We start from the raw sequence: 17,098 nt of genomic DNA on the forward strand, positions 1-17,098 counted from the left end.
CCTGCAATGCAGTCCACCGGTCTCGATCACCATCGGGTTCACGCGGGACAGGGCGATTTCGTCTGCCAAGGCGAAGTTCTGTACGCACCGGTCAAGTCGCTCTGGTTCTCGGGCATGGCCGCCGCCGCACTGGTTGGCGGTTTTTTCTTTTTCCGGTGGGATGCATTCGCGCTTTTCGTCGTCAGCACCGCGTTCGTGCTGTTGTTCGGCCACTCGCTGGGCAGCCATCGCCAGCTGATTCATCACAGCTTCCAATGCCCCCGATGGCTGCGCTGCACGTTGATCTATTGCGGCGTGCTGGTCGGCCTTGCGGGCCCGCTGGGAATTCTTCGCCAGCACGAGTTGCGCGACTACGCGCAACGTCTGTCGGTCTGTCACGACTACCTGAGGCACGGCCGCGGTTTCTGGACGGATGCCTGGTGGCAGCTTCACTGCGAGCTTCATCTCTCGCATCCGCCCGACATCCGGATCGAGCCTCTCGTCGCGAACGACCGCTTGCTGCACTGGCTCGAAAGAACCTGGATGCTGCAGCAACTGCCTGTCGCCTTGCTCTTTTATCTCTGGGGCGGATGGGCTTTCGTCTTCTGGGGCGTATGCGCACGCGTCACTGCCGGCGTGCTGGGCCATTGGCTGATCGGCTGGTTCGCGCACAACCAGGGCGAGATGAATTACGAGGTGCGCGGTGCCGCCGTACAGGGACGCAACATCCCATGGACTTCGCTGTTGACCATGGGCGAGAGCTGGCACAACAACCACCATGCCTATCCAGGCTCGGCCCGGCTGGGACTCGCGCCCGGCGAATGGGATCCGGGCTGGTGGATGCTCAGGTTGTTCGAGCGCTGCGGCATGGCATGGGATCTGCGCCAGCCGGATTCGCTGCCGCCGCGCCCCGAGCTTGTCGAAATCCGCTCAGTGATGCGATGACGACAACGGCAACGTCAGCGTAGCCACCGCCCCGCCGCGCGATGCGTTGCCCAGGTCGATGCGGCCGTGGTGCAAGGCCGCGATCTCCTTGACGAAGGCAAGGCCCAGCCCGGTGCTCTTCTTCTGGCTGTGCGGCCTGGCGAGCGAATAGAACTTCTCGAAGACTTTTTCCTGCGCGTAATCCGGAATGCCGGGGCCATGGTCGCGCACGCTCACGCGGGCCAGCTTGGAAGTGGTTTCGAGGGTGAGCAGCACCTCGCTGTCCAGCGGCGAGAAGTCGATGGCGTTGTCGAGCAGGTTGCTGATGGCGCGGCGCAGCAGGAAGGGGTCGCCCTCGGTGCGGGCTTCGTTGCGGATGTTCACGAGCAGCCTGATGTTGCGCTTCGCGGCCGCAGGCTGCGCGCTCGCGGCGATGTCTTCGATCAGCGCGGCGAGCGACACCGGCTCCGTGCGGTCGAGCGCGCGCCGCGTCTCCAGCGCGGTAAGTTCCATCATGCGGTCGACGATTTCCTGGATGCGTTGGGTCTCGCGCTCGATGTTCTTCAGGAACCGTTCGCGCTCGGCGTGCGGCATCGACGGTTCCTGCAGCAGCTCGGCCGCGCCGCGAATGGCGGAGAGCGGGCTCTTCACTTCGTGCGTGAAGGTCTGGACGTAGTCGGCCACGTAGTTGCGGCCGGTGAGCGCGTCGCGCATTTCGCTGAAACCTGTGCGCACGCCGTCGATAGCGCGCCTCACCATGCGTGAAAGGCTCAGGCTGCGCTGGGCGCGCACCCAGGTCCAGTAGTCACGGATCAGGCCGAAGGGCCGCACCAGCCAGACCGAGACGATCAAGGTGAGCAGCAGCAGCGCGAGCGCCGAACCCACGCCGACCCAGATGGTGCGCCCGCGCGCGTCTTCCACGAACTGGCCGAAGCTTTGCACCGGCTTGCCGACGCTGACCATGCCGACGATCTCGTTGTTCCAGCGGATCGGCGCGCCCACGTACATGACCGAGGTGCGCGGATCGCCGTCGACGTCGCGCGACGTGCGCGCGCCGTACAGGCCGGCGAGCGTGCGGCTCACGTCGCTCCACTTCGAATAGTCGGCGCCGAGATGCCTGCCGAGCGAGTCGAACATGACGCGGCCGTTGCGGTCGGTGACGTACACGCGCAGCTCGACGCGGCTCTTGTGCAGGTTGTAGATCTGCGCCGAGAACTCGCGCGCGTAGACGGTGCGGAACAAAGGCTCCAGCCGCGCGGTGTTGATGGCGCCGGCGATCACGTCCTGCTCGACCAGGCTGGCCACGAGCTGCGAGGTTTCTACCAGCGATTCCTCGGCGGATTCGCGATAGCGGGGATCGATATCGGAGACGACGCGATAGAGAAGGAAGGCGATGCCCGCCGTGTAGATCAGCAGGATCCCGATGAAGATGCGCGTGCGCCGTGTCACGACGCCTTGGCGGGCAGTTCTTCGTTCAGCGCGTAGCCGGTGCCGCGCAGCGTGCGGATCGGCTCCACTTCCGGCGCGATCGCCTTGAGCTTGGCGCGCAGGGTCTTGATGTGGGCATCGACGGTTCGGTCGAAGCTGTCGCTGGAGTCGTCCCAGACGAGTTCGAGCATTTCATCGCGCGTGAAGACGCGGCCGGGGCGCTGCACCAGGAGTCTCAGCAGGCCGTATTCATAGCGCGAGAGTTCGAGCAGCCGGCCGTAGTAGCGAATCTGCATGCGCTCGGTATCCAGTGCGAAGGGCGATACGGGGGCCTGGGAGCCCGCAGGAGCGCCGTTCGCGGAAGTTTGATGCCCCCCCACGTGATTCGTGCCCGCGGCGCCTTGGGGGGCGCCTGAGCCGCTCCTGGCACTGCGCCGCAGGATGGTCCGCACGCGCGCGACCAGCTCCCTTGGAGAAAAGGGCTTGGCGATGTAGTCGTCGGCGCCCAGTTCGAGGCCCACCACGCGGTCTATTTCGTCGCTGCGGGCCGTAAGGAACACCATGGGCACCTCCGGTCCTCCCATGGACTGGTTGAGCGCCTGCAGGCGCTTGAAGAGCTCGAAACCGTTGAGGTCGGGCAGTCCGATGTCCAGGATGGCCAGCGCCGGTGGTTCCTGCGCGAACTGGGCGATCGCTTCCTCGGCCGTGGCGCACCAGACAGGGATGAATCCGTCGCTTTTCAGGACGTATTGCAGCGTGTCGGCGATGCCCGACTCGTCTTCGGCGATCAGGATCCGGGGTTTGAAGCTCATCCACGGATGTTACCGAGGGGAGGACCGGCCGGGAGGGCCGGTTCGCCCCCAGCTTCCGGGACCGGCGCGGCCATTCGCGGCGTTTTTTTCGGGCGCGGCTTTTCCTCTTCTTGTCTTCTTGTTTTTCTTATTCAAATTAGTAGTAGTAGATAAGGGTCGCCCCCCTCTGTGGACATGCCCTTTTTTTCGTTATGCGACAAGCACTTGTCATGCCGCTGTCACTGTGCGCAGCCGCGCTTCCGGTTTGTACGCGCGACATGGACAACATTGGGTAACCCTTCGGGCCTGTGGATAAACCATGCCTTGTTCAAGAAATGTCCCCAGACTTGTCCTTTGACGGCACTTCAGAAATCTGCGAAAGACGGTTTTCGCCCGGAGAAATTCATTGCTGAAAATTTGGGCAAACCGTAGATTTCCATTTGAAATCAATAACTTGCAAGACCCCTACACAGAAGTGCCGACGTTATCCACAGAGTTGCCCAAGGTTTGTGGGGAGAACGCCCGACGGAACCTTCGGACCGCAGCCACGACCCCACCGGATCATTGAAATTGCGGAAATATCGAACATGACACCTTCTGAAACAAAGTCGATCGTTACCCTGAGCCTGCTGGCCGCCTTCGTGGACGGCGAGAAGCACGAGCGCGAGCGCGCCGAGATCAAGCGCATCGCGGAAGGCCTGTCGCAGGCCGACGGGCTGAACCTGCCGACGCTCTACCAGGACGTGCTGATGAAGCGGGTGTCGCTGGCGTCGGTGGCGGGCGAGCTCAAGAGTCCGGAAGCGAGGCAGCTCGCCTACGAAATGGCGGTGTGCGTCTGCGACGCGGACGGCACGCAGTCGGAGGCGGAGCGGATGTTCCTGGCGGACGTGCGCACCTCGCTGGGCCTGGACGCCTCGGCGGCCGCGTTCTCGCAGCAGGCGGAAGAAATCGCCGCGGTGCCGGTGGCCGCCACTGCGGCGGCCGCATCGGTGCCTGCAGCGCCGAAGAGTCCCGACACGGCGGAGCTGGACAAGTCCATCCTCAACGCCTCCATCCTCAACGGCGCGCTCGAGCTGCTGCCCGAGACGCTATCGACCATGGCGATCATTCCGCTGCAGATGAAGCTGGTCTACCGCATCGGCCAGGCCTACGGCTACCAGCTGGACAGCGGACACATCAAGGATTTCCTCGCGACCGTCGGGGTTGGCCTTACCTCGCAGTACCTGGAGCAGGCCGGGCGCAAGCTGCTCGGCGGCTTGCTCGGCAAGGTCGGCGGCGGCCTGCTGCGCGGCCTCGGCAACCAGGCTGTGAGCTCGGGGATGAGCTTCGCGTCGACCTACGCGCTGGGGCACGTGGCAAAACGCTATTACGCTGGCGGTCGCACGCTCTCGGCGCAGATGCTGAAGGACGCGTTCTCGGGCGTGGTGAAGGAAGGGCAGAGCCTGCAGACGCAGTACCTGCCGGCGATCCAGGAAAAGGCCCGCACGCTGGATGCGGGCAAGGTCTTGTCCTTGGTGCGCGGCGCTTGAAGGACTTATTCCAGGAACATCGTGGAACCGGCTTCGCCGGGCCACAGGTGTTGCCCCCGGCGAGGGGGTAGGCGAAGCGACACGAAGTGCGCGAAGCCTGGGGGAGTACCTAGTTCGCCAGGTCGTCGAGGATCGGGCATTCGGGGCGCGCGTCCCCGTGGCAGCAGTGCACCAGGTGCGCCAGCGTGCTGCGCATGGACTGCATGTCGGCGATGCGCTGCTCCAGTTCGCCAAGGTGCTTCTCGGCGATGCGCTTCACGCTCGAGCTGGCGCGGCGCCGGTTGTTCCACAGCCCGACCAATTCGGCGATTTCCTCCATCGAGAAGCCGAGGTCGCGCGAGCGCTTGATGAAGCGCAGCGTGTGGATGTCGGCCTCGCCGTACTGGCGATAGCCGCTTTCGGTGCGCGCCACCGCCGGCAGCAGGCCCAGGCTCTCGTAGTGGCGGACCATGCGGGCCGACACGCCCGAGCGCTGCGCGGCTTCGCCGATGGAAACCTGGCTCATCGTCATTGAACCGCGTACCCCGCGTTCTCGATCGCGGCCACGATGTCCTTGCGCGGCTGCTCGCTCAGCACGTCGACATGGCCCGTTTCCAGATCGACCGTGACCTGCGCTTCGGGATCCACCGTTTGCACCGCGTTCTGCACTGCGTTCGCGCAGTGGCCGCAGCTCATGCCCGTGACCTGGAATTTCTGGCTCATCGTGTTGCTCCTTGAAAGTAGCTGGTAAAGAGAAGTGGCCGGCCTGACGACCGGGGAACCCGCAGTTTGAACCCTCTCACGATGTCAATGTTCAGCGCAGGGGCTCTGAATTTTTCCGCTTGACCTTGACATGGTGTGAGGCTTTAGCCTCGGCACATGGAAAAACTTCAGCTCCAGCAAACCCCCGGTACCGCCACGCTCGACCTGTCCGTCGGCGGGATGACCTGCGCCTCCTGCGTCATGCGCGTCGAGCGTGCCTTGAAGAACGTGCCCGGCGTGCAGGACGTGAGCGTGAATCTCGCGACCGAATCGGCCCGCGTGGTGACGTCCGGCGACGATGACATGGATGTCCGGCTGCGCCGCGCCGTGCGCGCCGCCGGTTACGAGCCTCGGGCGGCGAGCGAGGCCGCGGACGAAGCAACGCTGTCGCCCTGGGCCGGCTTCGCCCCGGTCGCCATCGGCCTTGCGCTGTCGATTCCGCTGATGGCGCCGATGCTGGGCGACCTCATCGGGCTCGACTGGATGCTGCCGCCGTGGGTGCAACTGCTGCTCGCGACGCCGGTGCAGTTCTGGCTGGGCGCGCGCTTCTATCGCGCGGGCTGGCATGCAGTGAAGGCGCGCACCGGCAACATGGATCTGCTGGTCGCACTTGGCACCAGCGCGGCCTTCGGGCTTTCGCTATGGCTCTGGTGGCGTGCGACCACCGGCGAGCATGCGGGCCACGGCATGGTGCCGCACCTGTACTTCGAGGCTTCGGCGGTGGTGATCACGCTGGTTCTGCTCGGCAAGTGGCTGGAGGCGCGCGCCAAGCGCCAGGCCACGTCCGCGATCCGCGCGCTGCAGCAATTGCGGCCCGAGGTGGCGCACCTGCTCGACGCACGCGGCAAGGAAAGCGACGTGCCGCTGGCCGAGGTGATGGTGGGCGACCGTCTCGCGGTGCGTCCCGGCGAGCGCGTACCGGCCGACGCGAAGGTGGTCGAAGGACATTCCGAGGTTGACGAATCGATGCTCACCGGCGAGCCGCTGCCTGTGGCCAAGGGCCCGGGCGATGCGCTGACCGGTGGCGCGGTGAACGGCGACGGCCGCATGGTCGTCGAGGTGAGCGCGGTCGGCTCCGAGAGCGTGCTGGCGCGCATCATCCGCCTGGTCGAGGACGCGCAGGCCGCGAAGGCGCCCATCCAGCGGCTGGTGGACAAGGTCGCCGCCGTGTTCGTGCCGGTTGTGCTGCTGATCGCGCTGGCCACCTTCGCGGGCTGGATGCTGGCGGGCGCCGGCATCGAGACCGCGCTGATCCATGCGGTGGCGGTGCTCGTCATCGCCTGTCCATGTGCGCTGGGCCTTGCAACGCCCGTGGCTGTGATGGCGGGCACCGGCGTGGCGGCTCGGCATGGCGTTCTGATCAAGGATGCGCGTGCCCTGGAGATCGCCCACCGCGTCGATACCGTCGCCTTCGACAAGACCGGCACGCTGACCATCGGCCGTCCGGTGCTCACCGCGCTGGTGCCAGTGGCCGGCGCCTCGGCCTCGCAAGACCAGTTGCTGGCCACCGCCGCCAGCCTGCAAGGCGGCAGCGAGCATCCGCTGGCCAAGGCCGTGCTGTCGGCCGCCGCGCAGCGCAACCTGCAGGTGCCAGCGCTGGGTGCGATGCAGGCTTCGCCGGGCCGTGGCGTGCGCGGTGAAGTCGAGGGCGTCCAATGGGCCATCGCCAGCCTGCGCTGGTGCCGTGAGCTCGATGCGATGCCAAATGCCGAAGAAGTGGAGCGCCTGCAATCGCAAGGCGCGACGGTTTCCGCGCTGCTGCGCTTCGACGAAGCCGGTGCCGCGCAGGTGCAGGCCCTGCTCGCCTTCGCCGACGAGCCCAAGCCACAGGCCGCCGAAGCCATCCGCACGCTGCGTGCACGTGGTCTGCGCGTGGTGATGATCTCGGGCGACAACCTGCGCGCGGCGCAGGCCATGGCTGCACGGCTGGGCATCGCGGCCGAGGATGTGCGCGCCGATGTGCTGCCTGCAGACAAGGCCGCGCAGGTCGCCGCGCTCAGGAGCAACGGACATGTCGTCGCGATGGTCGGCGATGGCGCCAACGATGCACCTGCACTGGCAGCGGCCGATGTCGGCATCGCGATGGCGCCTTCGGGCGGCGGCACCGACGTGGCGATGGAAGCAGCCGGCATCACGCTCATGCGTGGCGATCTCGCGCTGGTCGCGCAGGCCTTCGAGCTTTCGGGCCGCACGGTGGCGAAGATCAGGCAGAACCTGTTCTGGGCCTTCGCCTACAACGTCGCCGGCATTCCGCTCGCCGCCTTCGGCCTGCTGAGCCCGGTGGTGGCCGGCGCGGCGATGGCGCTGTCGAGCGTGAGCGTGATGGCGAATGCGCTGCTGCTGCGGCGCTGGAAGCCCTGAGCCTGCCGCTCAGTCGAGCAGCAGCGCCATGATGTGGTCGTCGATGGCCTGCGCATCCGTGGCGCGCTTGTAGAACCTGCGCAGCGTGCCTTCGCGTTCGAAGCCGAGCTTTTCGTAGAAGCGCAGCGCCGGTGCGTTGTCGCTTTCCACGATGAGCTCGATGCGCCTGACGCCGTCCGCTTTCAGCCGCTCGATCGCATCCGTGACCATCGCCAGCGCGATGCCCTGGCCATGCAGTGCGGGGTTTACAGCCAGCGTGCCGAGGCTGGCCACATGCCGCACACGGCCCGGGTAGCGCGAGGCGCGGTAGAAGCCGGCGATGCGGCCGTCGCGTTCGTAGACGAAGAAGTCGCCACCATCGAGCAGCTGCCGGTAGATCGGCTTGAAGTCTTCCAGCGGCATCGGGTCGTAGCCCAGGTAGGGCACGACCTTCTCGTGCATGTAGAGGGCGAAGACGGTGTCGATGTCTTCGGAAGTGGCCAGCCTGCGCATGATGGGTGCCCCGCAACGGTGAAGGCGCCGAGCATAGCGGGCGGCGTATGCGTGGCGGTCAGCCGAAGAGCAGTACCGCCGAGATGGCGAGAAGCGCTGCCTGCGCGCACCAGGCCCATCGCAGACGCAGCCGCGAATCGAGCACTGCGCCGATGGACCAGAAGCCGCCGACCGAGAGTGCAAGAAGCGTCAGCCCGGTGTGGAAGGCGAGATCGTCCGCGCGCCAGAGAAAGGCCAGCGTCACGCCGACCCAGCATGCGAAGTGGAGGGCGGCCGACGCGACCTGTGGACGCGTGAGCACGGGGGCGTGGATGTGCATGGCTTTTTCCAGCGAGAACGCGGGTTCCGGAAAGCGCGCAGCCACGTCGGCCGGCCGCCAGCCCGGCGGCTTGAACCACACGGCGATCTTGTCTCGCCAGCGCTTCGTGTGCCAGGCATCGCGCAGCAGCGGCATGTAGGGACCGAGGATCGCGCGCATCGGGTCGAAGCTCGTGAGCGCCTTGCGCGTGCCGTAGACGCACCGTTCGGTCTCTTCGGCGAAGGTGCCGAACATGCGGTCCCACACCACGAGCATGCCGCCGTAGTTGCGGTCGATGTACTGGTCGTTCACCGCGTGATGCACGCGGTGGTTCGACGGAGAGGAGAACACGCGGTCGAACCAGCCCAGCTTGCCGATGTGCTCTGTGTGAATCCAGAACTGGTAGACCAGCACGATCAGCCCCGCGAGCCCGAACTGCTCCGGCGGCACGCCGATCACCGCCATCGGCAGGTAGAAGGCCCAGCCGAGGAATGCCACCGTGCTTTCCTGCCGCAGCGCGGTGGAGAAGTTGAAGTGCTGGCTCTGGTGGTGCACCGAGTGCGCGGCCCAGAACACGGCCGACTCGTGTCCCGCGCGGTGCAGCCAGTAGTCGAAGAAGTCGAACAGCAGCACCGCAGCGATCCAGCCCATGGCGCTGTCCCAGAAGGCGGACTGCGTCCAGATCGCGACCAGCGGATAGATCAGTGCGTAGAGGCCGATCTGGAAGAGCTGCGTGCACACCGAGAGCGCCTGGCTCAGCAGTCCCTGGCTGAGGCTGCCGATGGTGTCGCCGAAGCGGTAGGTGTTGCGCCGCTTCAGCCAGCCCCATGCGAACTCGCACGCCATGAGCAGCGCGAACACCGGCACGACGAAAACAACCAGCCGGTGCACCGCGCGATTTTTCAGGAAGCGTTCAGTGAATCTTCAGCGATCGGACGCGCGGCCGGCCACGATGACGGCGTTGGTGCCGCCAAAAGCGAAGGAATTGGACAGTGCGTAACGCATGCCCTTGGCCTCGCGAGCCTCGCCTTGCACGAAGTCGAGATCGAAGGCGGCGTCGGGCGTCTGCAGATTGGCGATGGGCGGCAGCGCTTCGCGTGCCAGCGCGCGCAGCGTCGCGACGAGCTCGATCGCGCCGCCGCCGCCGAGCACGTGGCCGTGGATCGCCTTGGTCGCGCTCACCGGCACGGTGTTGCCGAACACTTCGCGGATCGACGCGGCCTCGGCTGCATCGCCGGCCGAGGTGGCCGTACCGTGCGCGTTGATGTGGCCGATCTCGGAAGGCTCGATGCCCGCGTCGCGCAGCGCGGCGCGCATCACGCGCACCTGGCCCGCGGTGTCGGGGTTGGTGATGTGCGTGCCGTCGCAGTTGGTGGCGTAGCCGGCGAGAACGAAGGGCGCGGCTCCGGCGCCGCGGGCGGCGGCGTGCGCTTCGGATTCGAGCACCAGCGCGGCGGCGCCCTCGCCGATGGCGAAGCCCGCGCGGTCGCCCGAGAAAGGGCGGCAGGCGGTCGAAGGCGCATCCGCCGGCGGCGGCGCCATCACGCGCATGGCGTGCCAGCTGGCCATCACGCCGGGCGTGAGCATGGCGTCGTGGCCGCCGACGACGGCGACGTCGATCCAGCCGCCGCGGATGGCGCGCATCGCCTCGCCGATGGCCACGGCCGAGGAGGCGCAGGCACAGGCATAGGCGATGGCCGAGCCGCGCGCGCCGAAGTGCAGGGCGAGCTCGGCCACGGCGGCGTTGGGCATCACGGTGAGCACGGTGGTCGGGCGCATGCGGCGCTGTTCGCCGTAGAGCGTGCTGGTGGTGTTGTCGAAGGTGCCGGCGCCCGCGAGGCCGCTGCCCCAGAAGATGCCGAGACGGTCGCGGTCGATGCTGTCGAGGTCGATCTTCGCTTCGCCGGCGGCGTCCTGCGCGGCGGCCAGTGCCATGGCGGTGCCGCGGTCCAGTGGCAGGCGGGAGGTGCTGCGTACGCCGTTCGAGTCGAAGTCGCAGGCCGCGACGGCCAGCGTCATCGGGTCCATGCCCTTGATCTCCAGCGTCTGCGCGCGCACGGCAGAGCGCCCCGCGAACAGGGCCTCGTCGAAGGCCTCCACGGTGCGGCCGATGGGCGTGACGAAGCCGATGCCGCTCACACGCACGGGTGCGGATGCGGCGCGCGCGGCGGAGGCCGCGAGCACGGAGTGAGCGGCGCCGCTGCTCATGCGGTTGCTTCGGCGGGCTGGGCCGCAACAGCGCCGGCGCTCTCCGCGTCGATCACTTCGCACAGGCGCTGCAGCGTGATGCCGGCTTCGCGCGGGTCGAGACGCTCTTCGGGAATGCGCAGGTGGAAAGCGTCCTCGACGGCGAAGACGAACTCCATCAGCGCGAGCGAGTCGAGGCCGAGGTCGGTCAGCGCGGTGGCGGGCGAGATGGCTGCGGGGTCGACGCGGAAGTCGGTCTGCAGGATTGCCGCGATGCTGTTGAAGGTGGGCGAGGAGAGATCGGAAGAAGACATGGAAATGCTTTCCTTTCGGACGTGGTCGAAGTTGTCAGGCGTACAGCGGATGCTCGGGCATCGTGCCATGCGCCACCGCGTCGACGAATGACACTGTTTCGCTCACGACCTGTTGACGATCGTTGTCGATGGTGATCATGTGGTAGCTGTTGGCGACCACGACGGCACGGAACGCGCGGCAGCGCAGGCCGCGCGCGAGGATGCCCAGGTTGGCCACGCTGGCCACCTCGTCCTGCTGGGCGTGCAGCGCCAGCACGTTGCCGCACTGCACGCCGTGCAGGTTGCGGCGCACATGGCGGATGAGCCTGTCGTGCTCGCGCAGGTGGCCCACGCCGATGACCGAGCTGCCTGCGCGCGAGATCTTGCGGTGGCGCAGCTCGCGCTCGATCCAGGCGCGCACGCGCTCGTTCTTCACGCCATAGGGCGGGCGTTCGCGGTATTGCCAGAGCCTGCCCAGCGGCGTGTAGAAGGCCAGCGGCAGCAGGAACTGCGTGCGCGGAATGGCCCAGCCGTCGAAGCGCAGCGTGGTCGACATGAGCACCAGCGCATCGACTTCGCTGCCGCAGCGGATGGCCGCGCCCAGTGCCAGCGAGGAGCCCGCCGAGATGCCGACCAGCATCACGCGGTCGTGCCGCTCGCGCAGCGACTTCACCTGTGCCTGGATCGCGTCGAGCCAGCGTTCGTACGGCGCCGCGCGCTGCATCGGCGCGCTGGCGTCGAACGAGTAACCCTCGATTGACAGCGGATGGACTGGATAGCCCCGGCTGCGCAGTGCGGACTGCACGGTCAGCAACTCGTCAGGCGTGCTGCATAAACCATGCAGCAGGACCACGGCGGTGCGTTGCACCTCCGGGGGAACCAGGCTCAGCAGATCGGAGGGTTCGCGCGCACTCATCGTGTGGCGCAGGCCATGAAAGTGGCCCGTGATTCATCGTGCTGTCGTATGCTCATGTTGCGTTTATCGCTTGGAGCGACTGACCGGCCGCTGACCCGTCGTTCGCAAGGCAGATTACCCCCAACCATTCAAAGACCATGCGAATTCTGCTTGTCGAAGACGACACCGTTCTGCGCGATGTGATGGTGCGCAGCCTTGCCGATGCAGGCCACCGTGTCGACGTTTCCACCAACGTGGAAGACGCCGATCACCTGTGGCGCGTGCAGCCCTTCGATGCGGTGCTGCTCGACCTCAACCTGCCCGCCACCGCGAGCCCGACCAGCGGCCTCGCGAGCGGCCTCACCGCGCTTCGGCAGGCACGCGCGCGCGGCGACCGCACGCCCGTGCTCGTGCTCACGGCGCGAGGGCGTACCGAGGAACGCATCGCCGGCCTCGACGCGGGTGCCGACGACTACCTCGGCAAGCCCTTCGACCTGGCAGAGGTCGAAGCGCGCCTTCGTGCACTGGTGCGCCGTGCCAAGGGCACGGAAGACATCGTGCTGCTGGGCCAGCTCAAGCTCGACCGCAAGGCGCGGCGCTTCTCCACCGCGAGCGGGCCGCTCGACCTGCCCGCGCGCGAGTTCGAGGTGCTCTGGGAGCTCATGAGCCCGCCGGGCCGTACGGTGAGCAAGCGTGCGCTGTCCGACAAGCTGTCCAGCTTCGATGAGTCGCTCGGCGACAACGCGCTCGAGGCCTTCATCTCGCGCCTGCGCAAGAAGCTGCAGGGCACGGGCGCGAGCATCCGCACGCTGCGCGGCATCGGCTACCTGCTCGAAGCCGAGGTGTGATCGACGCCGGTCCGCGCGTGAACGGGCAGCAGCAACAGACCATCGCCGAATCGCAGCCGGCTGCGGTGCGCGCGCCTTCGCTCACGCAGCGCGTGCTGCGCAACGTGCTGGTGCCGCTGGCGCTCACGTGGATGGTGGGTGCGGTCATCGCGCTGGTCATCGCCAACTACTTCTCCGAACAGGCCTTCGACCGAGGCATGCTCGACGACGCCTATGCGCTGTCGGCCAACGTGCAGGCGGGCGAGCGCGGCATCGAGCTGATGCTCACGCCGCGCGAAGTGGCCACCGTGCTCTTCGACCAAGTCGACAAGGTGTACTTCGCGGTGCAGCGGCTCGACGGCTCGCTGATCTCCGGCCAGGCGGGCCTGCAGGCGCCGCTGCCGGTGGACGGCTCGCGCTACCGCTTCTCCGACGTGAACTACGAGGGCAGCACGCTGCGCGCGGTGGTGCTCGAGCATGACGCCGAGCCCGACATCAGCATGCCCTATCGCGTGATCATTGCGCAGACCACGCTGAGCCGCGCCGCGCTCGTGCGGCAGCTGTTGGGCTATGCGCTCGCGCCGCAGATCGTGCTGCTGATACTGCTCGCGATATGGCTCTGGTACGGCATCCGCAGCGACCTGCGGCCGCTGGGCGACCTGCAGCGCGCGCTCGACCGGCGCGACGTGCGCGACCTCTCTCCGGTGGCGGTGGCGCAGACTTCGCGCGAGATCCAGCGCCTGGGCAATGCGGTCAACTCGCTGTTCGAGCGCCTGGGCAACAGCGTGCAGGCGCAGCGCGAGTTCGTCGGCAACGTGGCGCATGAGCTGCGCACGCCGCTGGCGGGCATCCGCGCACTGGCCGAATACGGGCTGGCGCAGCAGGACACCCATGTGTGGCGCGAGCAGCTCGAGCGCGTGTCGGAGCGGCAGGCGCGCGCCAGCCACCTCATCGACCAGTTGCTGGCGCTCGCATTGGCCGAGGAGGCCCGCACCGAGCTCAAGCGCGTGCCTGTGCGGCTCGACGTGCTGGCCGAGCAGACGGTGCTTCGGCACCTGGGGCGTGCCGATGCGCGCGGCGTCGACCTGGGCGCGCGCGGTCTCGACGACGTCGTGGTGGTGCAGGCCAACGAGGCGCTGGTCGAGGGCATCCTCGACAACCTGATCGACAACGCGCTGCGCTATGGAGGCCGCACCATCACCGTAGAGCTCGCGGGCCACACGCTGAGCGTGATCGACGACGGGCCCGGCATTCCGCTCGAAGCCCAGCGCGCCTTGATGCAGCGGTGGGCGCAAGGCCCTGCAGGAGAGAAGCTGGGGCAGGGTTCCGGGCTGGGCCTGTCGATCGTCTCGCGCTATGCGGAGCTGCTGGGGGCCGAGCTGCGGCTCGAAGCAGCGGAGCCCACGGGCCTGCGGGTGAGCGTGGCGTTCGGTGAAGTCGCCTGAGCGCTCAGGCGAGCGGCGTGCCCTGGTGGAAGGCCATGCGCCAGCGGCCCGCGCGCCGCTTCCATAGCGAGCTGCGCAGGGAGTGGGCCGCCGGGCGCTGTGGAATGACTTCCCGGCGCGCGCGGTAGGTGACCAGCGCCACATCGGGGGCCATGCGCAGCACGCGGAAGTCCGAGATCGTGCGTTCGGAGAAGGCTTCGTCGCGCAGCGCCTCGATGATGGCGGCGCGCGTCCATACAGTGCCCGAGACGCCGAGTTCGTGGAAGTCGTCATCGAGCAGTTCTTCCAGCCGTGCAGCGCTCGCACGCACCTCGCGCAGATGCAGCGCGCCTTCGAGCTCCAGCAGCAGCGCTTCGAGTTCCTTGCCCGGCGCGGCCTCGTAGAGTTCGAGCGGCAGCCCATCGGGATCGGCGAAGAAGGTGAAGCGCCGGCCGGTGTATTCGTCGATGCGCAAGGGCTCCACCGCAATGCCCTGCGCCGCGAGTTCGTCGGCGGCGGCTTGCACATCGTGCACTTCGAAGGACAGGTGCCGCAGTCCCTGTGCCTCGGGCCGGGTAGGCCGCGCGGGCGCGCCGGGGAAGGAGAAGAGCTCGATCTGCGAGCCGTCGGGCAGGGCGAGATCGAGCTTGTACGAATCGCGCGCGGCGCGGTAGTTCTCGGCCACCACGTGCAGGCCCAGCACCTCGGTGTAGAAGCGCTTCGACACCGCGTAGTCGGCGCAGATGATGGCGACGTGATGAATGCGTTCCAGCTGCATCGCAGAAGATCTCACTTCAACGGCTTGCGCATGAACACGCGGGTGCGCTGCGCGAGCGCGAGGCGCTTGTATTCGACGTAGCCGATGCGCTCGTAGAGCGCGCGGTTCTCGGTCATCTTCTCGTTGGTGAAGAGATGGATGGAGTCATGGCCCTGCCGCAGCGCCTCCTGTTCCGCCAGTTCGAGCAACGCGCGGCCCACGCCCGTGCCCTGCTGCGCGGGGCGCACCGCGATCACGTCGATAAGGAAGCCCTCTTCGGTGATGTCGAGCACCAGCGCTGCGACGATGCGCTTCTCCTGTTGCGCCACCCAGACCTGCGCGTTCGCGATCGCCGCGCCATAGTCCTTCGTCATCGGAATGGGCGTGAGGCCGAGGCGCGGAATGTAGTGGCGAAAGGCTTCCACGGCGCATTCGGTGATGGCCGTGGCATCAGCAACATCGGCACGCCGCAGTGTCCAGGGCGTGGTGCTCATGCGTCGAACTCCACCTCGCCTTCGATCTCCACCGGAATGTTGAAAGGCAGCTCCGCCATGCCCACCGCGCTGCGCGAATGCGCTCCGATGTCGGGGCCGAAGACTTCGAGGATGAGATCGGAGAAGCCGTTGATGACGGCCGGCTGTTTGTCGAAGCCCGGTGCGCAGGCGACCATGCCGAACACGCGCGTCCATGCGGTGATGCGGTCCAGGTCGCCGAGGGCGCGCTGCAGGCTGCCCAGCATCGCGAGCGCGGTGAGCCGAGCGGCGGTGTAGCCCTGTTCGACGCTCAGCTCGCGGCCCAGCTTGCCCAGCGGCGCAGCGATGGTGCCGTCGGCATTGAGCGGGCCATGGCCCGAGATCAGTGCGCGCCGGCCGACGATGCGCACGAACCGGAATGGCAGCACGACGCCGGGAGGCGGCGTGACTGCGGGTGGCAATACGAGGCCTGAATCGGCCAGTCGTTGCGCGATGCGGGCCATGGCATTTCTCCTTCCTTGCTGGCGGCGGACGAACGGGTCCGCCGCATCTTGCCATGGCCGCTTCCGGCTTCAGGCCAGCGCCGGATAGTCCGTGTAGCCCTTGGCGCCGCCGCCGTACATGGTGGCCTTGTCGAGCGGATTCAGCGGCGCGTTCTCGCGCAGGCGGCGCACGAGGTCGGGGTTGGAGATGAAGGGCTTTCCGAAGGCCACGAGGTCGTCGCCTTCCTTCAACGCTTCCTCGGCCAGCGGCTTGTCGTAGCCGTTGTTGACCATCCATGCGCCCTTGCCGCCGGCTTCGCGGTACGCGGCCTTGAGGGCCTCGTAGTCGAAGGGGCGGTCCTCGATCTCGCGCGGGCCGCCGGTGGCGCCTTCGATGATGTGGATGTAGGCCAGGCCGAGCGTGGCGAGCTGCTTCACCACGTAGTTGAAGAGCGGCTGCGGGTCGCTGTCGTGCGCGTCGTTGGCGGGCGTGACGGGCGACAGGCGGATGCCGGTCTTGCCGCCGCCGACGGCGTCGACCACGGCGCGCGTGACCTCGAGCAGCAGGCGGGCGCGGTTCTCGATGCTGCCGCCGTAGTCGTCGGTGCGCTTGTTGCTGCCGTCCTTCAGGAACTGGTCGAGCAGGTAGCCGTTGGCGCCGTGGACTTCCACGCCGTCGAAGCCTGCGGTTTCCACGGCGCTGCGGGCGGCAACCGCGTAGGAGTGGACGATGCCCGGCAGTTCGCCGGCGTCCAGCGCGCGCGGCTCGGAGGTGTCGACGAAGGTGGGCACGCCGTCCTTGATGAGCACGGTCTTGGTCTTGGCGGTGATGGCCGAGGGGGCGACGGGCTTTCCGCCACCGGGTTGCAGTTCGTTGTGCGAGACGCGGCCCACGTGCCACAGCTGCACCACGATCTTGCCGCCCTTGGCGTGCACGGCTTCGGTCACGCGCTTCCAGCTGTCGAGCTGCTCGGTGCCGTAGAGGCCGGGCACGTCGGAGTAGCCCTGGCCCTGGTGGCTGATGGCGGTGGCTTCGGTGATGAGCAGGCCCGCACTGGCGCGCTGCGCATAGTAGGTGGCGGCGATGTCGGGCGGAATGGCGTTCGGCGAGCGGTTGCGCGTGAGCGGCGCCATGACGATGCGGTTGGCGAGCTTCAGGTCGCCGGCCTGTACGGGGTCGAAAAGGGTGGACATCGTGCGATCGAAAGCAGAGTTGA

18 protein-coding genes are annotated in these 17,098 nt (G+C 67.4%); 5 read left to right on the forward strand and 13 right to left on the reverse strand.

What is annotated here, in order from left to right:
* Window positions 1-6: 6 nt before the first annotated feature.
* Window positions 7-924, forward strand: coding sequence for an acyl-CoA desaturase (locus ABL838_RS00220; protein WP_418123555.1), 918 nt, complete (start codon window positions 7-9; stop codon window positions 922-924).
* Here ABL838_RS00220 and creC read toward each other — a convergent pair.
* The gene (gene creC, locus ABL838_RS00225) at window positions 910-2,352 is read right to left on the reverse strand and encodes a two-component system sensor histidine kinase CreC (RefSeq protein ID WP_126020762.1); all 1,443 of its coding nucleotides are present in this window, start codon (window positions 2,350-2,352) and stop codon (window positions 910-912) included. The genes ABL838_RS00220 and creC overlap by 15 nt on opposite strands.
* Complete coding sequence (creB, locus tag ABL838_RS00230; protein WP_126020760.1) at window positions 2,349-3,143, reverse strand: two-component system response regulator CreB; 795 nt, start codon at window positions 3,141-3,143, stop codon at window positions 2,349-2,351. Before creB ends, creC begins: the two co-directional genes overlap by 4 nt.
* A 566-nt stretch (window positions 3,144-3,709) precedes the next feature.
* On the opposite strand from creB, the gene ABL838_RS00235 reads away from it, so the two are divergent.
* Window positions 3,710-4,651 carry a YcjF family protein gene (locus tag ABL838_RS00235; RefSeq protein WP_126020758.1) on the forward strand — a complete coding sequence of 314 codons (942 nt, stop codon included), beginning with the start codon at window positions 3,710-3,712 and terminating at the stop codon, window positions 4,649-4,651.
* A gap of 109 nt (window positions 4,652-4,760) precedes the next feature.
* On the opposite strand, the gene cueR is transcribed toward ABL838_RS00235, so the two are convergent.
* Together cueR and ABL838_RS00245 are read right to left on the reverse strand one after the other, a co-directional pair.
* The gene (gene cueR, locus ABL838_RS00240; protein WP_369660200.1) at window positions 4,761-5,162 is read right to left on the reverse strand and encodes a Cu(I)-responsive transcriptional regulator; all 402 of its coding nucleotides are present in this window, start codon (window positions 5,160-5,162) and stop codon (window positions 4,761-4,763) included.
* Window positions 5,159-5,353, reverse strand: coding sequence for a heavy-metal-associated domain-containing protein (locus ABL838_RS00245; RefSeq protein ID WP_126020754.1), 195 nt, complete (start codon window positions 5,351-5,353; stop codon window positions 5,159-5,161). The genes cueR and ABL838_RS00245 overlap by 4 nt, the downstream gene beginning before the upstream one ends.
* A gap of 156 nt (window positions 5,354-5,509) precedes the next feature.
* On the opposite strand from ABL838_RS00245, the gene ABL838_RS00250 reads away from it, so the two are divergent.
* Window positions 5,510-7,753, forward strand: a complete 2,244-nt coding sequence (locus ABL838_RS00250; RefSeq protein ID WP_418123556.1) for a heavy metal translocating P-type ATPase — start codon at window positions 5,510-5,512, stop codon at window positions 7,751-7,753.
* Window positions 7,754-7,762: 9 nt separating this feature from the next.
* Here the strand turns inward: ABL838_RS00250 and ABL838_RS00255 are convergent, their stop codons facing one another.
* The 5 genes from ABL838_RS00255 to ABL838_RS00275 are packed head-to-tail and all read right to left on the reverse strand — an operon-like array spanning window position 7,763 to window position 11,939.
* Window positions 7,763-8,245 carry an N-acetyltransferase family protein gene (locus ABL838_RS00255; RefSeq protein ID WP_418123557.1) on the reverse strand — a complete coding sequence of 161 codons (483 nt, stop codon included), beginning with the start codon at window positions 8,243-8,245 and terminating at the stop codon, window positions 7,763-7,765.
* A 58-nt stretch (window positions 8,246-8,303) separates the two neighbouring features.
* Window positions 8,304-9,434, reverse strand: a complete 1,131-nt coding sequence (locus tag ABL838_RS00260; RefSeq protein WP_418123559.1) for a sterol desaturase family protein — start codon at window positions 9,432-9,434, stop codon at window positions 8,304-8,306.
* A gap of 33 nt (window positions 9,435-9,467) precedes the next feature.
* Window positions 9,468-10,751 carry a beta-ketoacyl-[acyl-carrier-protein] synthase family protein gene (locus ABL838_RS00265; RefSeq protein WP_418123560.1) on the reverse strand — a complete coding sequence of 428 codons (1,284 nt, stop codon included), beginning with the start codon at window positions 10,749-10,751 and terminating at the stop codon, window positions 9,468-9,470.
* Window positions 10,748-11,044 (reverse strand): phosphopantetheine-binding protein, encoded by a 297-nt coding sequence (locus ABL838_RS00270; protein ID WP_126020746.1) that lies wholly within the window; start codon window positions 11,042-11,044, stop codon window positions 10,748-10,750. Before ABL838_RS00270 ends, ABL838_RS00265 begins: the two co-directional genes overlap by 4 nt.
* Before the next feature lie 34 nt (window positions 11,045-11,078).
* On the reverse strand, window positions 11,079-11,939 hold the full coding sequence (locus tag ABL838_RS00275) for an alpha/beta hydrolase (protein WP_418123561.1): 861 nt from the start codon (window positions 11,937-11,939) through the stop codon (window positions 11,079-11,081).
* A 137-nt stretch (window positions 11,940-12,076) separates the two neighbouring features.
* Between ABL838_RS00275 and ABL838_RS00280 the strand changes: the two genes are divergently transcribed.
* Both ABL838_RS00280 and ABL838_RS00285 read left to right on the forward strand, forming a co-directional pair.
* A complete protein-coding gene (locus tag ABL838_RS00280) occupies window positions 12,077-12,766 on the forward strand; it encodes a response regulator transcription factor (RefSeq protein ID WP_126020743.1) in 690 nt (229 codons plus the stop codon).
* A gap of 41 nt (window positions 12,767-12,807) precedes the next feature.
* A complete protein-coding gene (locus tag ABL838_RS00285; protein WP_184639810.1) occupies window positions 12,808-14,190 on the forward strand; it encodes a sensor histidine kinase in 1,383 nt (460 codons plus the stop codon).
* Window positions 14,191-14,194: 4 nt separating this feature from the next.
* Here ABL838_RS00285 and ABL838_RS00290 read toward each other — a convergent pair whose 3' ends face one another.
* The 4 genes from ABL838_RS00290 to ABL838_RS00305 all read right to left on the reverse strand — a co-directional run bounded on the left by ABL838_RS00290 (window position 14,195) and on the right by ABL838_RS00305 (window position 17,075).
* Window positions 14,195-14,947, reverse strand: coding sequence for a VOC family protein (locus tag ABL838_RS00290; RefSeq protein ID WP_418123562.1), 753 nt, complete (start codon window positions 14,945-14,947; stop codon window positions 14,195-14,197).
* Window positions 14,948-14,958: 11 nt separating this feature from the next.
* The gene (locus ABL838_RS00295) at window positions 14,959-15,420 is read right to left on the reverse strand and encodes a GNAT family N-acetyltransferase (protein ID WP_418123564.1); all 462 of its coding nucleotides are present in this window, start codon (window positions 15,418-15,420) and stop codon (window positions 14,959-14,961) included.
* On the reverse strand, window positions 15,417-15,902 hold the full coding sequence (locus ABL838_RS00300; RefSeq protein ID WP_126020737.1) for a RidA family protein: 486 nt from the start codon (window positions 15,900-15,902) through the stop codon (window positions 15,417-15,419). Before ABL838_RS00300 ends, ABL838_RS00295 begins: the two co-directional genes overlap by 4 nt.
* Before the next feature lie 69 nt (window positions 15,903-15,971).
* Window positions 15,972-17,075 carry an alkene reductase gene (locus ABL838_RS00305; protein WP_418123566.1) on the reverse strand — a complete coding sequence of 368 codons (1,104 nt, stop codon included), beginning with the start codon at window positions 17,073-17,075 and terminating at the stop codon, window positions 15,972-15,974.
* Between the last annotated feature and the right edge of the window lie 23 nt (window positions 17,076-17,098).

Source organism: Variovorax sp. 160MFSha2.1 (genome assembly GCF_048305075.1).
GTDB classification, from domain to species: Bacteria; Pseudomonadota; Gammaproteobacteria; order Burkholderiales; family Burkholderiaceae_C; genus Variovorax; species Variovorax guangxiensis.

What these genes read in the sequence shown, in the direction of transcription:
- ABL838_RS00220 (WP_418123555.1), top strand. Translation starts at nt 7, where the DNA reads ATGCAGTCCACCGGTCTCGATCACCATCGGGTTCACGCGGGACAGGGC.
- creB (WP_126020760.1), bottom strand. Translation starts at nt 3,143, where the DNA reads ATGAGCTTCAAACCCCGGATCCTGATCGCCGAAGACGAGTCGGGCATC.
- ABL838_RS00235 (WP_126020758.1), top strand. Translation starts at nt 3,710, where the DNA reads ATGACACCTTCTGAAACAAAGTCGATCGTTACCCTGAGCCTGCTGGCC.
- cueR (WP_369660200.1), bottom strand. Translation starts at nt 5,162, where the DNA reads ATGACGATGAGCCAGGTTTCCATCGGCGAAGCCGCGCAGCGCTCGGGC.
- ABL838_RS00245 (WP_126020754.1), bottom strand. Translation starts at nt 5,353, where the DNA reads ATGAGCCAGAAATTCCAGGTCACGGGCATGAGCTGCGGCCACTGCGCG.
- ABL838_RS00250 (WP_418123556.1), top strand. Translation starts at nt 5,510, where the DNA reads ATGGAAAAACTTCAGCTCCAGCAAACCCCCGGTACCGCCACGCTCGAC.
- ABL838_RS00255 (WP_418123557.1), bottom strand. Translation starts at nt 8,245, where the DNA reads ATGCGCAGGCTGGCCACTTCCGAAGACATCGACACCGTCTTCGCCCTC.
- ABL838_RS00265 (WP_418123560.1), bottom strand. Translation starts at nt 10,751, where the DNA reads ATGAGCAGCGGCGCCGCTCACTCCGTGCTCGCGGCCTCCGCCGCGCGC.
- ABL838_RS00270 (WP_126020746.1), bottom strand. Translation starts at nt 11,044, where the DNA reads ATGTCTTCTTCCGATCTCTCCTCGCCCACCTTCAACAGCATCGCGGCA.
- ABL838_RS00275 (WP_418123561.1), bottom strand. Translation starts at nt 11,939, where the DNA reads ATGAGTGCGCGCGAACCCTCCGATCTGCTGAGCCTGGTTCCCCCGGAG.
- ABL838_RS00280 (WP_126020743.1), top strand. Translation starts at nt 12,077, where the DNA reads ATGCGAATTCTGCTTGTCGAAGACGACACCGTTCTGCGCGATGTGATG.
- ABL838_RS00290 (WP_418123562.1), bottom strand. Translation starts at nt 14,947, where the DNA reads ATGCAGCTGGAACGCATTCATCACGTCGCCATCATCTGCGCCGACTAC.
- ABL838_RS00295 (WP_418123564.1), bottom strand. Translation starts at nt 15,420, where the DNA reads ATGAGCACCACGCCCTGGACACTGCGGCGTGCCGATGTTGCTGATGCC.
- ABL838_RS00300 (WP_126020737.1), bottom strand. Translation starts at nt 15,902, where the DNA reads ATGGCCCGCATCGCGCAACGACTGGCCGATTCAGGCCTCGTATTGCCA.
- ABL838_RS00305 (WP_418123566.1), bottom strand. Translation starts at nt 17,075, where the DNA reads ATGTCCACCCTTTTCGACCCCGTACAGGCCGGCGACCTGAAGCTCGCC.